General features: G+C 69.6%; 14 protein-coding genes. 8 read left to right on the forward strand and 6 right to left on the reverse strand.

Going from position 1 to position 16,865, the window contains the following annotated elements; genetic code table 11:
• Positions 1-18: 18 nt before the first annotated feature.
• A complete protein-coding gene (locus ACFV8T_RS09315) occupies positions 19-408 on the forward strand; it encodes a nuclear transport factor 2 family protein (protein ID WP_385325985.1) in 390 nt (129 codons plus the stop codon).
• A gap of 114 nt (positions 409-522) precedes the next feature.
• Here the strand turns inward: ACFV8T_RS09315 and ACFV8T_RS09320 are convergent, their stop codons facing one another.
• The gene (locus tag ACFV8T_RS09320) at positions 523-1,128 is read right to left on the reverse strand and encodes a winged helix-turn-helix transcriptional regulator (protein ID WP_385325987.1); all 606 of its coding nucleotides are present in this window, start codon (positions 1,126-1,128) and stop codon (positions 523-525) included.
• Positions 1,129-1,174: 46 nt separating this feature from the next.
• Here ACFV8T_RS09320 and ACFV8T_RS09325 point away from each other — a divergent pair, with 46 nt between their 5' ends.
• Complete coding sequence (locus ACFV8T_RS09325) at positions 1,175-2,638, forward strand: DHA2 family efflux MFS transporter permease subunit (protein WP_385325988.1); 1,464 nt, start codon at positions 1,175-1,177, stop codon at positions 2,636-2,638.
• Positions 2,639-2,715: 77 nt separating this feature from the next.
• Here the strand turns inward: ACFV8T_RS09325 and ACFV8T_RS09330 are convergent, their stop codons facing one another.
• From ACFV8T_RS09330 to ACFV8T_RS09345, 4 genes are all read right to left on the reverse strand, one after another.
• Positions 2,716-3,522 (reverse strand): SGNH/GDSL hydrolase family protein, encoded by an 807-nt coding sequence (locus tag ACFV8T_RS09330; RefSeq protein ID WP_385325990.1) that lies wholly within the window; start codon positions 3,520-3,522, stop codon positions 2,716-2,718.
• A gap of 913 nt (positions 3,523-4,435) precedes the next feature.
• The gene (locus ACFV8T_RS09335) at positions 4,436-5,605 is read right to left on the reverse strand and encodes a serine hydrolase domain-containing protein (RefSeq protein ID WP_385325992.1); all 1,170 of its coding nucleotides are present in this window, start codon (positions 5,603-5,605) and stop codon (positions 4,436-4,438) included.
• A gap of 108 nt (positions 5,606-5,713) precedes the next feature.
• The gene (locus ACFV8T_RS09340) at positions 5,714-7,297 is read right to left on the reverse strand and encodes an alpha/beta hydrolase (protein ID WP_385325993.1); all 1,584 of its coding nucleotides are present in this window, start codon (positions 7,295-7,297) and stop codon (positions 5,714-5,716) included.
• A gap of 104 nt (positions 7,298-7,401) precedes the next feature.
• Positions 7,402-7,809, reverse strand: a complete 408-nt coding sequence (locus ACFV8T_RS09345; protein WP_385325995.1) for a DUF4190 domain-containing protein — start codon at positions 7,807-7,809, stop codon at positions 7,402-7,404.
• Positions 7,810-7,969: 160 nt separating this feature from the next.
• On the opposite strand from ACFV8T_RS09345, the gene ACFV8T_RS09350 reads away from it, so the two are divergent.
• The 5 genes from ACFV8T_RS09350 to ACFV8T_RS09370 all read left to right on the forward strand — a co-directional run bounded on the left by ACFV8T_RS09350 (position 7,970) and on the right by ACFV8T_RS09370 (position 13,735).
• Positions 7,970-9,208 carry a sensor histidine kinase gene (locus ACFV8T_RS09350; RefSeq protein ID WP_385325997.1) on the forward strand — a complete coding sequence of 413 codons (1,239 nt, stop codon included), beginning with the start codon at positions 7,970-7,972 and terminating at the stop codon, positions 9,206-9,208.
• Positions 9,205-9,882 carry a response regulator gene (locus ACFV8T_RS09355; RefSeq protein ID WP_385325998.1) on the forward strand — a complete coding sequence of 226 codons (678 nt, stop codon included), beginning with the start codon at positions 9,205-9,207 and terminating at the stop codon, positions 9,880-9,882. The genes ACFV8T_RS09350 and ACFV8T_RS09355 overlap by 4 nt, the downstream gene beginning before the upstream one ends.
• A 687-nt stretch (positions 9,883-10,569) precedes the next feature.
• The gene (locus tag ACFV8T_RS09360; RefSeq protein WP_385326000.1) at positions 10,570-12,111 is read left to right on the forward strand and encodes a beta-propeller fold lactonase family protein; all 1,542 of its coding nucleotides are present in this window, start codon (positions 10,570-10,572) and stop codon (positions 12,109-12,111) included.
• A gap of 784 nt (positions 12,112-12,895) precedes the next feature.
• Complete coding sequence (locus ACFV8T_RS09365) at positions 12,896-13,054, forward strand: hypothetical protein (RefSeq protein ID WP_385326002.1); 159 nt, start codon at positions 12,896-12,898, stop codon at positions 13,052-13,054.
• A gap of 441 nt (positions 13,055-13,495) precedes the next feature.
• On the forward strand, positions 13,496-13,735 hold the full coding sequence (locus ACFV8T_RS09370) for a tyrosine-type recombinase/integrase (protein ID WP_385326004.1): 240 nt from the start codon (positions 13,496-13,498) through the stop codon (positions 13,733-13,735).
• A gap of 327 nt (positions 13,736-14,062) precedes the next feature.
• Here the strand turns inward: ACFV8T_RS09370 and ACFV8T_RS09375 are convergent, their stop codons facing one another.
• Positions 14,063-15,091 carry a YecA family protein gene (locus tag ACFV8T_RS09375; RefSeq protein WP_385326250.1) on the reverse strand — a complete coding sequence of 343 codons (1,029 nt, stop codon included), beginning with the start codon at positions 15,089-15,091 and terminating at the stop codon, positions 14,063-14,065.
• Positions 15,092-15,662: 571 nt separating this feature from the next.
• Between ACFV8T_RS09375 and ACFV8T_RS09380 the strand changes: the two genes are divergently transcribed.
• Positions 15,663-16,787: a hypothetical protein gene (locus ACFV8T_RS09380; RefSeq protein WP_385326006.1), complete on the forward strand. Its 1,125-nt coding sequence runs from the start codon at positions 15,663-15,665 to the stop codon at positions 16,785-16,787.
• Positions 16,788-16,865 lie beyond the last annotated feature (78 nt).

Below are 16,865 nucleotides of genomic sequence, written 5' to 3' on the forward strand. Positions count from 1 at the left end.
GGGGTTCAGACTCGGACCATGACGACGACTGCCGATCTGCGTGCCGTGGTGGATACGTACTGGAGCGCGGCCGACGCCCGCGACTGGGACGCCTTCGCCGCGACGCTGGCCGACGAGGTGGTGTACGACCTGCCGCAGACCCGCGAGCGCATTCGCGGGAAGGAGCGGTATCTGCGGTTCAACCGGGAGTACCCGGGGCACTGGCGGGTCCGCGTCGAGCGGGTGGTGGCCGACGGCCAGGGGCAGCAGGTCGCCGTCCGGACGCGCTTCACGGTCGGCGCCGAGGAGCTGCACGCCATCCATTTCTTCGTGTTCGACGCGACGGGGCGGATCAGCGGGATCACTGACTTCCGGCCCGAGCCGTACGAGCCCCCGGCGGGCCGGGAGCATCTCGTCGAGCGGTACTGACGTCCCCGCCGCCTCTCGTCGAGGGAAGCAGCGGTAGCGGTCCAGGGAAGCACCGGCACCGGTCGAGGGAAGTAGCGGTAGCGGCCTCCCCGAGGTCTCCCGTCGGCGCCGCCCTCAGCCGTCGGACGGGCTTGGCGCCCTGGGCCCCGAACGGTCCCAGCCGGGGGCGCGGACATCGACCGCCAGCGTGTTCATCACGACTTCCTCGCCGCAGGTGCGGCAGATCCACGCCGCATCGAGATCGTGCGCGTGCGGGTGCGTGCGTGCCGGTCCGTGCGGATCGGCGCCCACGTCCCCGTCCCCGTCCCTGTGCGGATCCTCGTTCCCGGGGTCCGCGGCCGGTTTGTGGATCATGACCACCGGCCGGTCCTCCAGCACCCACCGGTCGCCCCAGTCCAGCAGCGCCCGGATGACCGGCGCGAGGTCCCGTCCGGAATCGGTCAGGTGGTACTCGTAGCGCGGCGGGCGTTCGTTGTAGGGCCGCCGCTCGACCACTCCTGCCTGCTCCAGTGAGCGCAGCCGAGCCGCGAGACGGTCGCGGGGCGCACCGGTGTTACGGGCGATGGCCTCGAACCGGTGGTTGCCGAAGAAGATCTCACGCACCGCGAGCAGCGCCCACTTCTCACCCACCACATGCAGCGCGGCGGCGGCCGAGCAGGGCCGGCCGGGCAGCGTGACCGTCGGGGTGGTGCGGGCGTGGGTTTCCTGTGCAGCACTCATCACCACAAGGTTGCCATCTCAAACTCACTGGCGCTACCTTGCCGCCATGACAGTTGGAAAATCAAACTCACTCGCTTCCGCGGCTGACCGAGCGGCTGCTCCCTCCCGTCCTCCCTCCGCCGCCTCGCCTTCCTCCGCTCCCTCCTCTCGGGCCACCGCCTGGATCATTTCGGCCGGTGTCTTCGTCGTGAATCTCGACCTGTTCATCGTCAATGTCGCGGTCCCGGCACTCGGCGACGCCTTCGACGGAAGCTCGCTCGCCTCGCTGTCCTGGGTGCTCAACGCGTACGCGATCGTCTTCGCCGCCCTGCTCGTCGTCGCGGGCAGGCTCGCCGACCGGTACGGACACCGCCGCGGCTTCCTCCTCGGACTCGCGGTCTTCACCGTCGCCTCCGCGCTCTGCGCCTTCGCCCCGGGGGTCGGCTGGCTGGTGGCCGCCCGTGCGCTGCAAGCGGTCGGGGCTGCCGCGCTGATGCCGACGTCTCTCGCGCTCCTGCTCGTCAACACCCCGGCGGAGCGCCGCCCCCGGGCGATCCGGAGCTGGGCGGCGATCGGCGGGATCGCGGCCGGTCTCGGTCCGGTGGTCGGTGGCGTGCTCGTGGAGGCGGACTGGCGCTGGGTCTTTCTCGTCAATGTGCCGGTCGGCGTGATCGGACTGCTCGCGGGCGTACGGCTGCTGCCCGACGCCCGCCCGCACCGGGAGGGCCCCTTCCCGGACCTCGTCGGGGCGGTGCTGCTCACCCTCGCGATCGGCGCTCTGGCGTTCGCCCTGGTCAAGGCCGATGCCTGGGGCTGGAGTTCGCCGCGCGTGCTGGTCCCGCTGCTCGCGACCGCCGTTCTCGCCGCGGGCTTCTGGATGCGGTCCGCCCGGCATCCGGCCCCGGTCGTCGAACTGCCGATGCTGCGTGCCCGGGTCTTCGCGACGGCCACCCTCGCGGCTCTGCTCTTCACCGTCGCGTTCGCGGCGATGCTGCTGACGTCGGTGCTCTGGTGCCAGCAGGTGTGGGGGTACTCGGCTATCCGTACCGGACTCGCCATCGCACCGGGGCCGTTGGTCGTGCCGGTGCTCGCCGTCCTCTCGGGACCGGTCGTCCGCCGGATCGGGGCGGGCCGCACCGCCGCACTCGGCTGCCTGCTGTTCGCCGCCGGGCTGGCCTGGTGGGCCGTCGCACTCGATGCGGCTCCGCACTACGCGAGCGGTTTCCTCCCCGGCATGATGGTCACCGGCATCGGCGTCGGCTTCGCTCTCCCGACCCTGGTCGGCGCGGCCGCCGCGGCTCTCCCGCCCACCCGATTCGCCACCGGATCAGCCGTCACCACGATGGCCCGCCAGACGGGTTCGGTGCTGGGTGTGGCATTGATGGTCACGCTGCTCGGTGCGCCGGACGGGCCGGGCGAGGCGCTCGACGCGTTCCGCCACAGCTGGTGGGCCGCCGCGGCCACCGCCGTACTCGCCGCGTTCGCCGCCCTGACCCTGCGCCGGCCGGGTGCCACGTCGACATCTGCCTGACCGTGGCAGCAGCGCGGCGGGCCTCCGGGAGAACTCCCGGCAGCCCGCCGCGCTTCTGCACCTCCGTCGTCCGCGTCCTACGCGGCCGAGCGGAAGGCCGGAAGGTAACCACCGGACTGACCGGCGGCCTTGGGGTGGTACGAGTTGTAGACCGGCAACGACACGCTGTGGAGCCACGCGTCACCGGAGCACAGCTCGTGCCCGGTGAACTCGTCGACCACGCTGGAGAACGTGAACCCGGCATCGGCCGCCTGCTTGGCGATGACCCCGTTCAGCACGTCGGACGCGTTGTTGATGGCCGCCCGTTCCTTCTCCGAGAGCCCGGCGATGCAGCTGCCGCTCAGCTGGTAGAAGCGCGGGTAGCCCAGCACCACCACATGGGCCTGCGGGGCCCGCGAGCGGATGGAACCGTAGAGCGAACTCAGGCCGGACGGAAGCGAGTTCTGGATCTGCGTGACGGCCGAGCTCACGCTGCTGAGGCAGGTGGCCTCGCCGGAGAGCACGCAGTCCTGCATGACATCGGCGAAACCGACGTCGTTGCCGCCCGCGGTGACGCTGACCAGGCCGGTGGACGAGTTCAGCGCCCCCAGCTGGGTCCCGGCCACCGAACTGGTCGTGGCGCCCGAACATGCCACGAAGTCGAAGGAGGAAGGCGAGTTCGCAGCCGCCCAGAGGTAGGGGTAGGCGTTGGTGCTGCGGCGGCAGTCGCCGCTGTCGGACAGATAGCTCCCCGCGCCGACGCCGGAGGAGTACGAGTCGCCGAGGGCGACGTACCCGCCGGCGGCGGCCGAGGAGTTTGCCGAGGCCGGCTGGGCAACGCCCAGCGCGGCCACGGCGGCGAGGACCAGAGTGGATGCGGACGCCCAGAATCTCCGTACTGACATGGCTGTCAGCCCTCCGAAATGTGGGGGGTGGGTGGGGGGTTGATTGAGCGCCACGTTTCTAGCAGCTATTGGTACCGGCCGGTAATGGCTGAGGAAGAACTGGTCTGATATGCCCGAATGATCGTTCGGGCGTCATAGCTCCGCGCGTAGATAAACCTCCGGCCGAGCCCCGGATGGGCGGTATATCGACGGAAGGCCGCGCGGCATCACGGGCGCACCGGCGCACCGGCTCGCGGACTCAAGGGCTTACGGGCCTGCGGCCTTGCGGGCCTCCGGGCTCACGGGAAACGGCGACCGGATCCGCTCAGCACCCCCCGTGCCCCCAGCCCCCCGGTGCCCCCAACCCCCAGTGCCCCGAGTCGCCCCCCAGTGCCCCCGGCCCCCCGCCCCCCAGTGCCCCCCGGCCCCCCGCCCCCCAGCGGATCCCCTCAGTCGCCACGCGCAACAGAAACCGCCCTCCGCGGTGGCGATCCCCGAGGGGGCGCCGCCGCGGAGGGCGGTTGTCGTGGTTCTACGAGATCAGTTGTGGCCGAACCTCCGCTGCTTCCGGTGAGAGACCTGCTCTGAGATCGAGTGCACCGTGTCCTCAGCAGCCGTAGGCCTCGTCTGCTCCTTCGTCTCCGGAGCAGCGCTGCGTTCGTGGCCGCCGGTGCGGGCACCCCGGTTCTGCCGACTCTGCTTCTTGCCCACGATCGTGCCTCCTGTTGCGGATCTCGGACTATGGGCCATCACCAGATTCGCATGCGGGCACGAAAGGTGCATTCTGGATGGTGGTCGCCGAGTGCGACTCCTTACGAGGCAGGATCCGGATCGTGCCCTGGATCGCACCCCTACACCCGGCGTGGGACGGGGCCTGGTGGCCGCCGTCTCCGGCTCCACGCCCACGCGGCGGCCGGCCCTCAGGAAGCGAGATTCAGCGGCACAGGGCTGCGTCCACGACGTTGTCGACACGCTTTCTGGCTGCCTCGTCGGTCAGCTGCATGGTCACCGCGATGTTGGCGGCGCGGCCGTCATCGGTGGCGCCGCCCCGGGTCTCGTATCCCGGGAAGCTGCCGCCGTGGCCCCAGTAGAGGCCGCCGCACGGCAGTGGCTTGCTCACGAGCCCCAGTCCGTAGCGGGCACCGCGGCCGAAGGTTTCTTCGGCGGGGACGGTGGCGGTGCGCATCTGGGCGAGCTGGGCCGGCGGGAGGAGGCGGCCGGACAGGAGCGCGGTGAAGAACCGGTTGAGGTCGGAGTCGGTGGAGATCAGCTGACCTGCGGCCCAGCCCCAGGAGGGGTCGATCTCCGTGACGTCGAGCAGCGGCGCGTCGGCCGAATCCCGGTAGTAGCCCTTGGGATGGGGCTCTCGGATGGTCGCGTCGCCGGGGGCGGGGAAGTAGGTGTGGCGCAGCCCGATGTGCTTGATGATGCGCCGGTCCATCTCCTTGGCGAGCGGGTGGCCGGTGACCTTCTCGACGATCAGTCCGGCCAGCACGTAGTTCGTGTTGCTGTACTTCCAGCCCTTCCCGGGGGCGAAGTCGGCCTTGTGCTGGAGAGCGATGCCGAGGAGCTCGCGGGGTGCGAAGTAACGGACGTCGTCGCCCAGGTAGTTGCTGTAGTTGGGGAGTCCGCTGGTGTGCTGGAGGAGGTGGCGGACGGTGATGCGGCGTCCGTCGATGCCCTTGCCGCGTACGAGACCCGGGAGGTAGGTGTCGACCCGGGCGTCGAGGCGGATCTTCCCTTCGCCGACCAGTTGCAGCACGACCACCGCGGTGAACGTCTTGGTGTTGCTGCCGATCCGCACCTGACCGTCCCTGGGCACCTTCGAGCCGGTGGCCACGTCGCCGACCCCTGCGGTGTAGGTACGGGTGTGGCCCTCGCCGTCCCTGACGCCGGCCAGGGCGGCGGGCAGGCCGTCGGAGCGCAGCAGCGCGTTCAGGCCCTGCTGGACGGTGTCCGGCCGAGGGGCGGCGAACGCCGCGGACGGCGCCAGGACCCCCATCGTCATGATGCCCGCGGCCACCGCGGCCAACGCGGGCACGGCTCTGCGCCGACCGCCCCGCCGCCTGGAAGAACGCAACCTCTGCCATGCCTGTTCACGCACGCGCCAACTCCTGTGGAATGGTGGGGAGACCGGTGGTATGTGCCGGACCCAGCATGTCCGGCTGACGCGGCCCGGGGCGATCCCGTTACCCCGCGGTTCCGGGTAGGGCTAACCCCCGGTGTGTTCAGCCGGCGCGGTCTCCGGCGCCCGGCAGGTCAGGTCCCTGGCCGGGAGCCTGCCCGTGGTCAGGTAGACCGTGGTGCTCCTGTCCGCGCAGGACTTGAAGGGGTAGACGCCGTGCCCCTCGCCCCCGGAGACGGTGACCATCCGGGAGCCGCGCAGGGCCCGGTGCATGGCCCGGCCTGCGGCCAGGGGTGTTTGGGGGTCCCACTCGTTCTGCAGGATCAATGCTCCGACCTTGTTGTTCACCGTTGTCGCGGGCTCGCTGCCCGGCTTCCAGAAGGCACAGGGCTTGATGGTGGACGCGAAATCGCCGAACAGCGGATACCGGGCCTTGTCGCGGATCGCGTCGCGGCGGTACTGCTCGGGGTCGCGCGGCCAGGTACGGGTATCGGCGCACAGGACGGCCCAGGCACTCGCGTCGCCGTTGTCCGGGGGAACGTCACGGACGAAGCCCGACGGGGCGGGGCCCGGGGCCCCTTCGGGCGAGAAGCCGGACGGGTCCGCCTTCCTGCCCCGGGCCGCCTGCTCGCCCCCGTCCGCCTTTCTTCCCTCGGCGGCCTTCTTCAGCCCGGCGATCCATTCGGCGCCCGCCTGGACGTGGAAGAGCCTGTGGCGCTCGGCGCGGATGCCGTCACCGGTGAGGGACTCCCCGTCGAAGTCGATGGGCCTGCGGTCGGCGCGGGCGACCAGGTGCCAGAAGGTCCTGCGGACCTCGGCCGGGGTATCGCCCAGTTCGTACGCCGTGTGCCGCCGGGCGGTCCACCGGCTCCATCGCGTGAAGGCGGGCTCCGTTCCCTCGGCCATCTCCTGGAACATGCCCCGCCCGTATCGCGCGGGATCGGCCGCACTGTCCAGCACGAACCGGTCGGTCCGCCTGGGAAACATCTGCGCGTAGACAGCGCCGAGGTACGTGCCGTAGGAGTACCCCAGGTAGGAGATCTTCTTCTCTCCGAGCACGGCACGGATGACGTCCATGTCGCGAGCGGTGTTGCGGGTGGTGAGGTTCCGCAGGGTGTCACCCCCCTTGGCCAGGCACTTGTCGGCCACCGTGCGGGCCCATTTCACATCCTTCGCGAATGTCCCCTTCCGGTAGGGGCGATCAGTGATCATTTCGTCGGCAGTCAGACCGCAGCTGACGGGGGAGCTCTGCCCGACGCCCCTCGGGTCGAACCCGATGAGGTCGTACTGTCCCTTCACCTTCCCGGGGAGGTCCGCTTCCAGGTCGATGGGCATGTTCAGGCCCGGCGCGCCGGGGCCGCCGGGGTTGAACAGCAGAGCGCCGCGACGTTCCTCGGCGCTGCTCGCCTTCAGCCGGGACACCGCGATGTCGATCTTCTTGCCGCCGGGATCGCCGTAGTCGAGCGGTACCTTGACCGTCGCGCACCGAAAGGCGGCGGGGCTCCCCGCGTCGCAGCGCTGCCACTGGAGCTTCTGCCGCGTGTACTGCCGCAGCGGGTCCTTCGCCGCGGACATCTCGGCTGCGGCAAAGGCCGTTGCGGGTGTCAGCGCCGAAACGAGAGTCGCCGCGATGCCGGCGGCCAGCAGAGGTGCCGTCCGTGTGTTTCGCACGATGATGCGTGTCCATTCCTGGGGAGACTGGTCCGGGAGCACTGGTCCTTGCGCCCATGCGGGCGCGGGAGGTCGGGGAGGCCGGGCGCGTGCCCGGCCGCCGGTCACTCTCCGGAGAGCTGCTGGCGCACGCACTGCGTGTACTGCCGGAGGCTGTCGGGCCGGTAGCACTCCTGCGTCTTGTTGGCGTACCAGACGGTGCATACGGCGACCAGGACGGACACCACGATCGCGATGGCCGACGCCACCAGGCCGGTGATGGCCCTGCCCCGCCCGGTGCCGGTCCGCCTGGCCGTCCTCAGGGCGACGAGGCCCAGGACCAGGCCGATGACGCCGAGCGGGCCGCCGACGAAGACGATCGAGGTCGTCAAGCTGATGACCCCCAGCACCACGGCGGCCCCGGCCGGGCCGTTCCCGCCGGCCGCGGGCCGCACGCCGTGGCCGGGACCCCGGATGCCGGAGGGAACCGGGCCCGCTCCGACCGGCGCCGTGCCATGCGGCGACCTCTCCATACCTTGACCTTGCGTGTTCATCAGCCGTCCTCCGGATCGATCGCTCAGGGCACGATCCTGGCTTCCGGGGTCTCGGACGCACATCGCGGAAAGGCGGGAGAAAACGCTCCCTCGATCGGGGGAGGACCCCGGTGAGCTGCACGGTCATACTGGCCGCATCATGATCAGGGGAATCCGGCCGCTGCTGAGCGGCTCCACGTATTCGGGCATGCTGCTCGCCTTCTGCGGCGCGGTGGCGAGCCTCTCGCTGCTGCCCCTCGCGATGCTGCCCGCGCTGGCGTGGCCCGCCGCTCCCTACGGAGCGAAAATGATTATGACCCTGCTGGTCTGGGCGGTGCTGATCGGCGCGGTCGGGACGGGTCGCACCGTGCGGCGGGCGCTGATCGTGTTCGCCCGTCGACTGCTGAGGGTGCCGTTGCCGGACCCGGTCCCGGTGGCCGTACGCCGGTTCGCGAGCTCACCCGGCACCGACCGATGGCGGACTCCACTCTGGCTGCTGCTGCACGTGGCACTGGGATGGGCGGGGGCGCTGGTGAGCGGTGTGCTGCTCCTCGCGGGCCTGACCCTGCCGCTCGGCGCCGATGCGGGGGTGAGCCTGTTCGGCCGGTCGGTGCGGGTGACGGGTGGCTGGAGCTGGGTGGTGGCGCTCGGCTGCGTGGTGCTGGCGGCGGCTGTGTGCGGGGTGGTGACGAACGCCCTGCGGTGGTCGGCGCCCAGGCTGCTGGGGCCGTCGTCGGCCGAGCGGCTCGCGCTGGCGGCCGAGCGGGAGCTGCTGTTGGCCGAACGCAACCGCCTGGCCCACGAGTTGCACGACTCGATCGGGCACACGCTGACGGCGACCACGATCCAGGCGGCGGTGGCGGGCGAGGTGCTCTCCGCCGACCCGGCGGCGGCGCGGGCAGCCCTGCGCAGCATCGAGGAGTCGGCTCGGGCCGCGCTGGAGGATCTGGACTACGTGCTGGGCGTGCTGCGCGAGGAGGAGGCGGGGACGGCGCCGACCCGGACCCTGGCCGACCTGCCCGAGCTCCTCGACCGCTTGCGGCACGCGGGCGCGGTGGTGGAGCCGGAGCTGTCGGGCGAACCGGCGCAGGTGCAGGGAACGCTCTCCCGGGCGGCGTACCGGATCCTGCAGGAGGGGCTGACGAACGCCTTGCGGCACGGGGCGGGCGGTCCGATCGAGGTCCGGGTGGCGGCCGCCCCGGACGTACTGGAGCTCGGTGTGGTCAACCGGACCGGCGCGGGCACGGGCGCGGGCCGGGGCGCCTTCCCGACGTCCGGGCACGGCCTGACAGGGCTGGCCGAGCGCGTGCGGCTGCTGCACGGCGAGTTCGAGGCGGGACCGGACGGGCCGCGGCACTGGCGGTTGACGGTCCGGCTGCCGGTACGGTCGTCGGCATGACCGGCCCCGACGCGAGCGCGGCCGTCACCCTCCTGATCGCGGACGACGACGAGGTGACCCGCAGCGGTCTGCGCACATTGCTCGCGGCACAGCCGGGGATCGCGGTGGTCGGGGAGGCCGCCGACGGCGTCGAGGCGGTCGAGCAGGCGCGGCGGCTGCGGCCGGACGTGGTCCTGATGGACGTGCGGATGCCGCGTCGCAACGGGATCGAGGCCACCCGCGACCTCCTTGCGGAGTCGGCCGAACCGCCGAGGGTCGTGGTGATCACCACCTTCGAGAACGACGGCTACGTCACCGCCGCGCTCAGCGCGGGGGCCAGCGGGTTCGTGCTCAAGCGGCTCCCGGTACGGCAGATCGCGGAGGCGGTGCGGGTGGCGGCGGCGGGCGAGGCGATCCTCTTCCCGGCGGCACTGAGCCGAATGGTCGCCCCCCGCCCACTGGGCTCCGCCGAGGCGTTGCCGAGGGCGGCCCTGACGAGGCGCGAGGAGGAGGTGCTGCGGTCGATGGCCACCGGCCTGTCCAACCCGGAGATCGCGGAGTCCCTCACGGTGAGCCCGGAGACGGTGAAGACGCACGTCGGGAACGTACTGATCAAGCTCGGTGCCCAGAACCGGACGCACGCGGTGGTGATCGCGTACGAGTCCGGCCTGGTGGTCCCGGGATTCGCCGGCTGATGCTGCCCGATCCTGCACGTGTGCGATGTGCCCGCATGCCCGGGTGCCGATGGCCACCACGTCAACGGCCTTTGCGGCCGTGAGCGAGGAGTCGGTTGGTGAGCTGCGCGGCGGTCTCGGCGTCGTCGACAGTGATGACGAGGCTGCTGCTGGTGGCCCCCTTTGCCCACCGCGCCCGGCCAATCACCGGTTCGGTTGGTGCACGCTTTCCAACTCTGCACGGCCCCGTTCGTCCTGGTTCGCGGTCGTCCGCGGGCCGGGCCACTGGGTTGCTCGCAGGAGAGCTGAACGGCCGCGAACGGCCGCGGATGAGACTGCTGGACTGCCCGGACGGCAGCCGTAGACCCGCAGAACGTTCGAGTTGGGGCTGAGGGCCGACACCCGCTTCAGGAGTTCGATCCCCCATCCGTGCGACTGACTCGGACTCGTGCTCGCCGGGTGGTCCGTAGTCCAGCTCCAGCCGCCGGGGACCGTTCTCAGAGCCAGTCTGACGGTCAGTCGATCGGATCATATGCAGTGTGCGTCCAACGGCTCGTCATCGCACTTTGGTTGCGGAGTGCCGCCCACCCTCTCACATTGAGCTACATAGAGTGGCGAGCGGTCACATTGCGTGTGTGGCTGCGGTGTGCTGTCGGCTCCCACGGTATGTCCGGTCGCGGCCGCCCTTCCTGACGAAGCGAGGCATTCGTGATCCCACATGCGGGCAAGGAGTCCGGGCCGCAGGGCGGCCCGGTACCGGACCGGGGCAGGCTCGGGCCACGCCTGGGCATCTTGCGGCTGGTCATCGGGGCCCTGACCATGCTGGCCATGCTGGCGGGACTGTCCCTGCCGGTCCTGGCTGCGGCCCCGGCGCAGGCGGCCGCCCCCACACCGAACGCCTACGTCACCAATTTCAATTCGAACACGGTGTCGGTGATCGACACGGCCACGAACACGGTCACCGACACCATCACCGTCGGCGCTGCCCCGTTCATTGTGGCCGTCACCCCCGACGGCGCCCACGCCTACGTCACCAATTTCGGTTCGACGACGGTGTCGGTGATCGACACGGCCACGAACACGGTCACCACCACCATCACTGTCGGCAACAGCCCGGTCGGTGTGGCCATCACCCCCGACGGCAACCACGCCTACGTCGCCAATTTCGGGTCCAACACGGTGTCGGTGATCGACACCGCGACGAACACGGTCACCGACACCATCAATGTCGGCGCCGGCCCGGTCGGTGTGGCCTTCACCCCCGACGGTACCCACGCCTACGTCACCAATGAGAACGCGAACACGGTGTCGGTGATCGACACGGCCACGAACACGGTCACCGACACCATTCCCGTCGGCAGCACCCCGGCCTTTGTGGCCATCACCCCCGACGGCACCCACGCCTACGTCGCCAATGAGAACTCCAACAACGTGTCGGTGATCGACACGGCCACGAACACGGTCACCGACACCATTCCCGTCGGCAACAACGCGGTCGGTGTGGCCATCACCCCCGACGGCAACCACGCCTACGTCACGAATCAGAACTCGGACACGGTGTCGGTGATCGACACGGCCACGAACACGGTCACCGCCACCATCGCCGTCGGCACCACCCCGGTCGGTGTGGCCTTCACCCCGGATGGCAACCACGCCTACGTCGCCAATCGGAACTCGGACACGGTGTCGGTGATCGACACGGCCACGAACACGGTCACCACCACCATCCCCGTCACCAACGGCCCCATCGGTGTGGCCATCGGCACGCCGCCGTTCCCCTCCCTGACCGTCACCAAGACGCACCGCGGCGCGTTCGTTCGGGGCAAGAGGAACACCTACAGGATCACGGTCACCAACCACGGCACCGGCCCGACCGACGGCACCGCCGTCACCGTGACCGACACCCTGCCGGCGGGGCTGACCCCCGTTTCGCTCCGCGGTACCGGATGGGCCTGCACCCGCGCCACACTGACCTGCACCCGCAGCGACACCCTCGCCCCCGGCGGCAGCTACCCGACGATCGCGCTCACGGTCAAGGTGTCCTGCAGGGCGCCGAAGCAGGTCACCAACACCGCCACGGTCACCGGAGGCGGCAGCAACCCCGCCACCGCCACCGACCCCACCATCATCAAACGCGGCGGACACTGCGAAAAGCACCACCACCACGGCAGTCACCACAAGAAGCACAGGCCCGGCAAGCACGACGCCGGGCACGGCGCACCCAGCAAGCAGCAGCCACACCACGGCTGACGACCCGCCACGGACAGCACGCATGACAGGAACACCAGGCGGCAGGAAGGGGGCCGCGCCATCTCCGCATGGCGCGGCCCCCAGCCACGTACAAGTCCTCACAGCCGTACGCCCCAGGGGCCAAGCCCGCTCGGCTCTGCCTGGGGCGACGGTGGACGGGATGGCAGCCACCCACCCCAACCCCACTCGACCGGCACCCGCGCGCCGACCTCGCGCCATCCCGGACGCAGGAGCGCCCCCGCCGGAGGCATCGTCTGTACCCGCGGCTGGTGGCTGGCCGGGTCTCCCGCGCGCCCGGCGGAGCGGAGCGCAGCCGGGAGCTTTGATGAAGTAGAGAACCTCTTACCGCTCTCGCACTGCGACGGCTTTCAAGACCGATCAGATTGCAGCGGCCATCTGACCCTGAGCTGCGCGTTTCTCGGCTGTGGAGCGCTGTGCACGGCTCCTGGCCCACGCATGGCCCACAAGGGTCCGTTTTTTGCTCTCTGAAGCCCTGGAAGAGGATGAACGCACGCGATGCTGGATCGCGACAGAAGCGGAGAGGAGACGGGGTGCCACAGCAGGCCAGTCCTCCGGCCGCTGGTCGGCGGGGTCTGCTCGGGCGCCGCTCCCGCACCGGAAACGGCGGGGCGGGAGCGTTCGGTGGTCTGGATGGTGGGCGTCGCGGTTCGGCGGCTGCCGCCCAGCGTGCAGGTGGTGCAGCCTCGGGCTCGGGGCACTCTGCCGGCCATCGGTCGGCCGGTCCGCCCTCGCAGTCCCGCACCTCCAAGGGCGCGGCCACACGGTGGCTAACGCGGCCAGCGACTACTGGCTTGAGCGGGGTCTGAAAGGGCGAGACGACCAGACCGTGGGCAAGAACCGCCCGCTCGCGACCAAGCACCTGATTCCGTACATTGGCCGGGCGAAGCTGAAAGATCTCAGCGCCGACGACGTGGACGACTGACTGACTGACGGCCCGGTCCGAAGTGCTGGCCACCAGGACTGTCCGGGACGTCCTTGCCGTCTTGCGCAGGTCGATCGAAGCACGCGCAGCGACGGGACAAGGCTATGCGTAACGGTGCCGCCCTCGTTACCGTGCCAGAAGGCCAGCCGGGCCGACCGAGCAAGGCCCTGAACCTGGAACAGGCGAAGGCCGTCCTGGTGGCTGCCCGCGGTTCACGGCTGTATCCGTACCTCGTGCTGGCTCTCCTGAGTGGGGTCCGCACGGAGGAAGCGCGCCCTCTCACCTGGGACCACGTCTACCTCACGGCTGAGAACGGGGTTCCGCCGCACGTCGCGGTATGGCGGTCCGTCCGACAGCACGGGGACACTAAGACACGGAAGAGCCGCCGGACGATCGCTCTGCCAAGGCAGGTGGTGGAAGTTCCGTGACTTCCGGGCCATCGTGAAGAAGGCCGGTCTTGAGCCGGAGTGGACGCCCCGGGAGCTCCGGCACAGCTTCGTGTCGCTGCTCTCGGATCACGGCATCCCGCTGGAACGCATCGCCATGCTGGTGGGGCATAGCAGCCAGGCGACGACCGAAGCGGTCTACCGCAAGCAGCTCCGCCCCGTGATCACGCAGGGAGCGGAGGCGATGGATGAGATCTTCGAATACAAGCCCGGCCGCACCAAAGGCGAGGCTTGACCAAAAGCCTTTGGCCCCCTGTTTGGCCCCCCGGGCATGACAGAGGCCCATTCGCAATCAAGCGAATGGGCCTCTGACCAGCGTCGGGGTGGCGGGATTTGAACCCACGACCTCTTCGTCCCGAATGAGGGTCGGGCGAGATCGGCACCTGGTCGCCTTGCTAACGGTGCAGGTCAGGGGCAAGTTCTGGGTTGGTGCGGCAAGGGCTCGGTCGGCCTGCGGAGGAAGATCATCTCCCGGAATTCTCCCAAGTCCTGATGCTGTGACCGCTTCGCGAAGCGGCGCTGCCCCCGTCGGCCGCTTCGCAGAGGCGAGTTTGCACGCTGCTTAGAGGGACTCGGGTACTCCTGCAGGGTGGCATCGACGGGCTTTGCGTCCTGACCCGCACGGGCAGGGCGTGTTCTTGCCAACGCTACGGCCCGGCCCGACGGGCCTTTGCTTGGGAATCGTGCGCCCGGACACCCGCTGCTTCCCGAGGTCTCGCCACAGCGACAGCACAGCAGGGACGTCATCGCCCTTGTCTAGGAGCCATTGTGCTGCTGCTTTGCCGGATGCGTCAGGGAAGGTCGCTGCGGCTTCAGTAAGCCCGCTGCGCTCCAGGAACTGCCGAGCGATAAGCCCGTACGAGTCGCGTTCGTCGAAGCGCCGCATCCCCTGGACCCGAAAGATGTCGGGCGCGAAGCCGGCGCCGATCATGACGGCGGCGCCAGCTACCACTGCGCCTGGGTCACCGGTCGGCTCGTCCGGGGTGCTCATCGCGTTGAACCGGTCGATGAGCACCTTCTCTGCGGCCGGAATTTCGATGCGCAGTTCTGCCGCCAGGAGATCCTCGTACCGCTCCTTGACCTCCTCGGGGCCACTGTAGGAGAAGGAGTCGATCACCTTGTCGTGGAGAAAGTGCAGGACGAAGAGATCGTCCTGGAGCGAGGAACGGAACGCCTCGACCGACTTGGTGCGGCTGTACCCGACAACCTGAACGGTTTCCTCGCGACGCGTACCGCGGCGCTTGTCGTCCCCGAGACGTGCGCCTTGCGACGACAGGAATGGGCACACCTGCGCAGAGTAGACAGCGCAGATCTCGTGTACGGGTGCCTCTGCGAGCCCAACTTCTTCGGGGAGGGGTGTGTCGCCGAAGTGGGGGAGGACTTGCCATCGTGCTTCGTCTCCGAAGGGAAGCCCGCAGACAGCACACCAGTCGAACGTGGCCAGTACGAGCTTTCGCCGCTCATCGATCGCTCCGAAGTTTGCCCCCTCTGCGTCACGCCCAACCGTTGCGATCACTGGGTAACCCCTGGACTCGCGTTCGAGGTGGCTTAGACGTTGCGGTGGTATCACCTCTTGCGGCCTCAAGGCCACCTCCAAGCGTCGTACGGTCGAACCAGGTTAGCGGTGAGGAGTAGGTCACCTACCGAAAACCGGTCAGGCCGGATGGCAGGTGTTCCACCACTCTCGGCTGCTTAGTGTGAGTAAGCTGGGGAAGCCAGGTCCGGACTCCCGGTAGCACCGGGGGAACCAGCCGAGCGCACTAGTCTTCGCCGTCCGGAGGCGCGTCAGCAGCGTGCCCACCAGCGGAACTCCACTCGCTTCTGCGCACGGTTTCGTGCGTCCACTGTTCGGAGTCCTCCGCATGCCTGCTCAGCCGACCATGGCCGCGCTCCGCGGCTTCCACTGCGAGCACACCCCTAGCAAGAGTCGCATCCTCGCTCTCGTCCACCATCGAGAGGGCCCTGCCTCACTGCAGGCCGTTCTCACTTGTCGGCACCCCGAACTCGCGCAGCAAGCAGTGGGCATCCTCCAACAGGCCATCGGTTCTTCCGCCGATGCTTGGAATCCCGAGCCGCTGGAGAGGCTGTGCGCCCAGCTGCCGGATGCTCCGGCTTCCTCCCTCCGCAGTGCCGCACGGCACGCCCTCGCGGACGTCTGGCCCATGCCTGCCGGCAGCTTCCTGAAGTGGGAGCAGATCGCCGATGGCGACGACGACGTGGACGAGGGCAATGACGTCGACGCGGTCACGCGCGCCGTGCACACCCCGAACGACGCACGGCTCGCTGATCTGGCTGGTCCGGTCATTCGGGTAGAGGTACTCCGAGAGTTCCACGTGCATGACCAGCAGGCCGTGTTGAAGGCAGCTAGGAGCGCGGGCTGGGAGCCCCCGCCATACGACGACCTCGAGGGCGACGACCCTGAGGACATCGTCGGGGCCGTCATGTGGCTGGGGGAGTCCGACAGCGAGATCGAGGGTGTGGACACGGTCACGGATACCTCTCAGGGCCTGCGGCTGCGCACCGAGAACGGGCATGAGGTCGCCGACTGGAGCGAGGAAGCGGTGGTCGCCGACTTCGGCGCGGGCTGGCGGTACACAGCGGCTGTCCGCCGAGGTGAGCCGGCGCCGCCGTCGACCAGGAAGAAGACCCCGGACTTCGCGGCGCTGTTCGCGACGGAGGCGCTGCACTGCGACGACCCGGAGTGCGAAGACGAGCGGTGCCAGTGGCAACTCACCCCCCGAACCGCCGACATCCTCTACACGGAACTGTGCGTGCTCGCCGATCAGGCGTACGACGACAGCGAGGAACTTGGTGACAGGCCGGTGGTGCGGGACGAACACGACGGCCAATGGGGAGTGTTCGCCTATCTCCCGAAGCTGACCTTCGCGGCCGACCTCCAGTGGCGCCGCCGGTTCGCCCGGGCAGCCGACGACCTTGCCGGTGACCTCGAACGCGGGCAGTGGCCGGAGCCCACCTGCACGGCCGAGGAACTTGCCCTTCACCTCGCCATCCGCGACGCGGGAGACCGCGGGGACGAAGGCGATGACGCTGGTGACCACGGGAGGCTACCCACCCACCGTGACGACTACGACTTCGACATGTGCTCCGAAGTGTTCTTCCAAGACACCGACGTGCTGATGCTCTACAACTCTCGCTTCGACGGAATCGAGGACCCGGACGGCGAGACGAACCAGCACATGGGCATCGGCGATCTCCGTGTCGCTGCCTGGTTCGAACCGTTCCTGAACGTCCAGGCGCGAGATCCCCGCCGTGGATTCCGCCGCTGATTGTCAGGCAGCGTCCTAGTGGATCCTGAGCGGGATACTTCAGCAAGTCAGGCTCTTGCCGCGTCGCAGGCCGGGAGG

Origin of the sequence: Streptomyces sp. NPDC059832, from assembly GCF_042731715.1 — a bacterium.
Lineage (GTDB): Bacteria > Actinomycetota > Actinomycetes > Streptomycetales > Streptomycetaceae > Streptomyces.

Excerpts from the sequence above, each read along its gene's own strand:
- ACFV8T_RS09315 (WP_385325985.1), top strand. The coding sequence starts at position 19 with ATGACGACGACTGCCGATCTGCGTGCCGTGGTGGATACGTACTGGAGC.
- ACFV8T_RS09320 (WP_385325987.1), bottom strand. The coding sequence starts at position 1,128 with ATGAGTGCTGCACAGGAAACCCACGCCCGCACCACCCCGACGGTCACG.
- ACFV8T_RS09325 (WP_385325988.1), top strand. The coding sequence starts at position 1,175 with ATGACAGTTGGAAAATCAAACTCACTCGCTTCCGCGGCTGACCGAGCG.
- ACFV8T_RS09330 (WP_385325990.1), bottom strand. The coding sequence starts at position 3,522 with ATGTCAGTACGGAGATTCTGGGCGTCCGCATCCACTCTGGTCCTCGCC.
- ACFV8T_RS09345 (WP_385325995.1), bottom strand. The coding sequence starts at position 7,809 with ATGGAGAGGTCGCCGCATGGCACGGCGCCGGTCGGAGCGGGCCCGGTT.
- ACFV8T_RS09350 (WP_385325997.1), top strand. The coding sequence starts at position 7,970 with ATGATCAGGGGAATCCGGCCGCTGCTGAGCGGCTCCACGTATTCGGGC.
- ACFV8T_RS09355 (WP_385325998.1), top strand. The coding sequence starts at position 9,205 with ATGACCGGCCCCGACGCGAGCGCGGCCGTCACCCTCCTGATCGCGGAC.
- ACFV8T_RS09380 (WP_385326006.1), top strand. The coding sequence starts at position 15,663 with ATGCCTGCCGGCAGCTTCCTGAAGTGGGAGCAGATCGCCGATGGCGAC.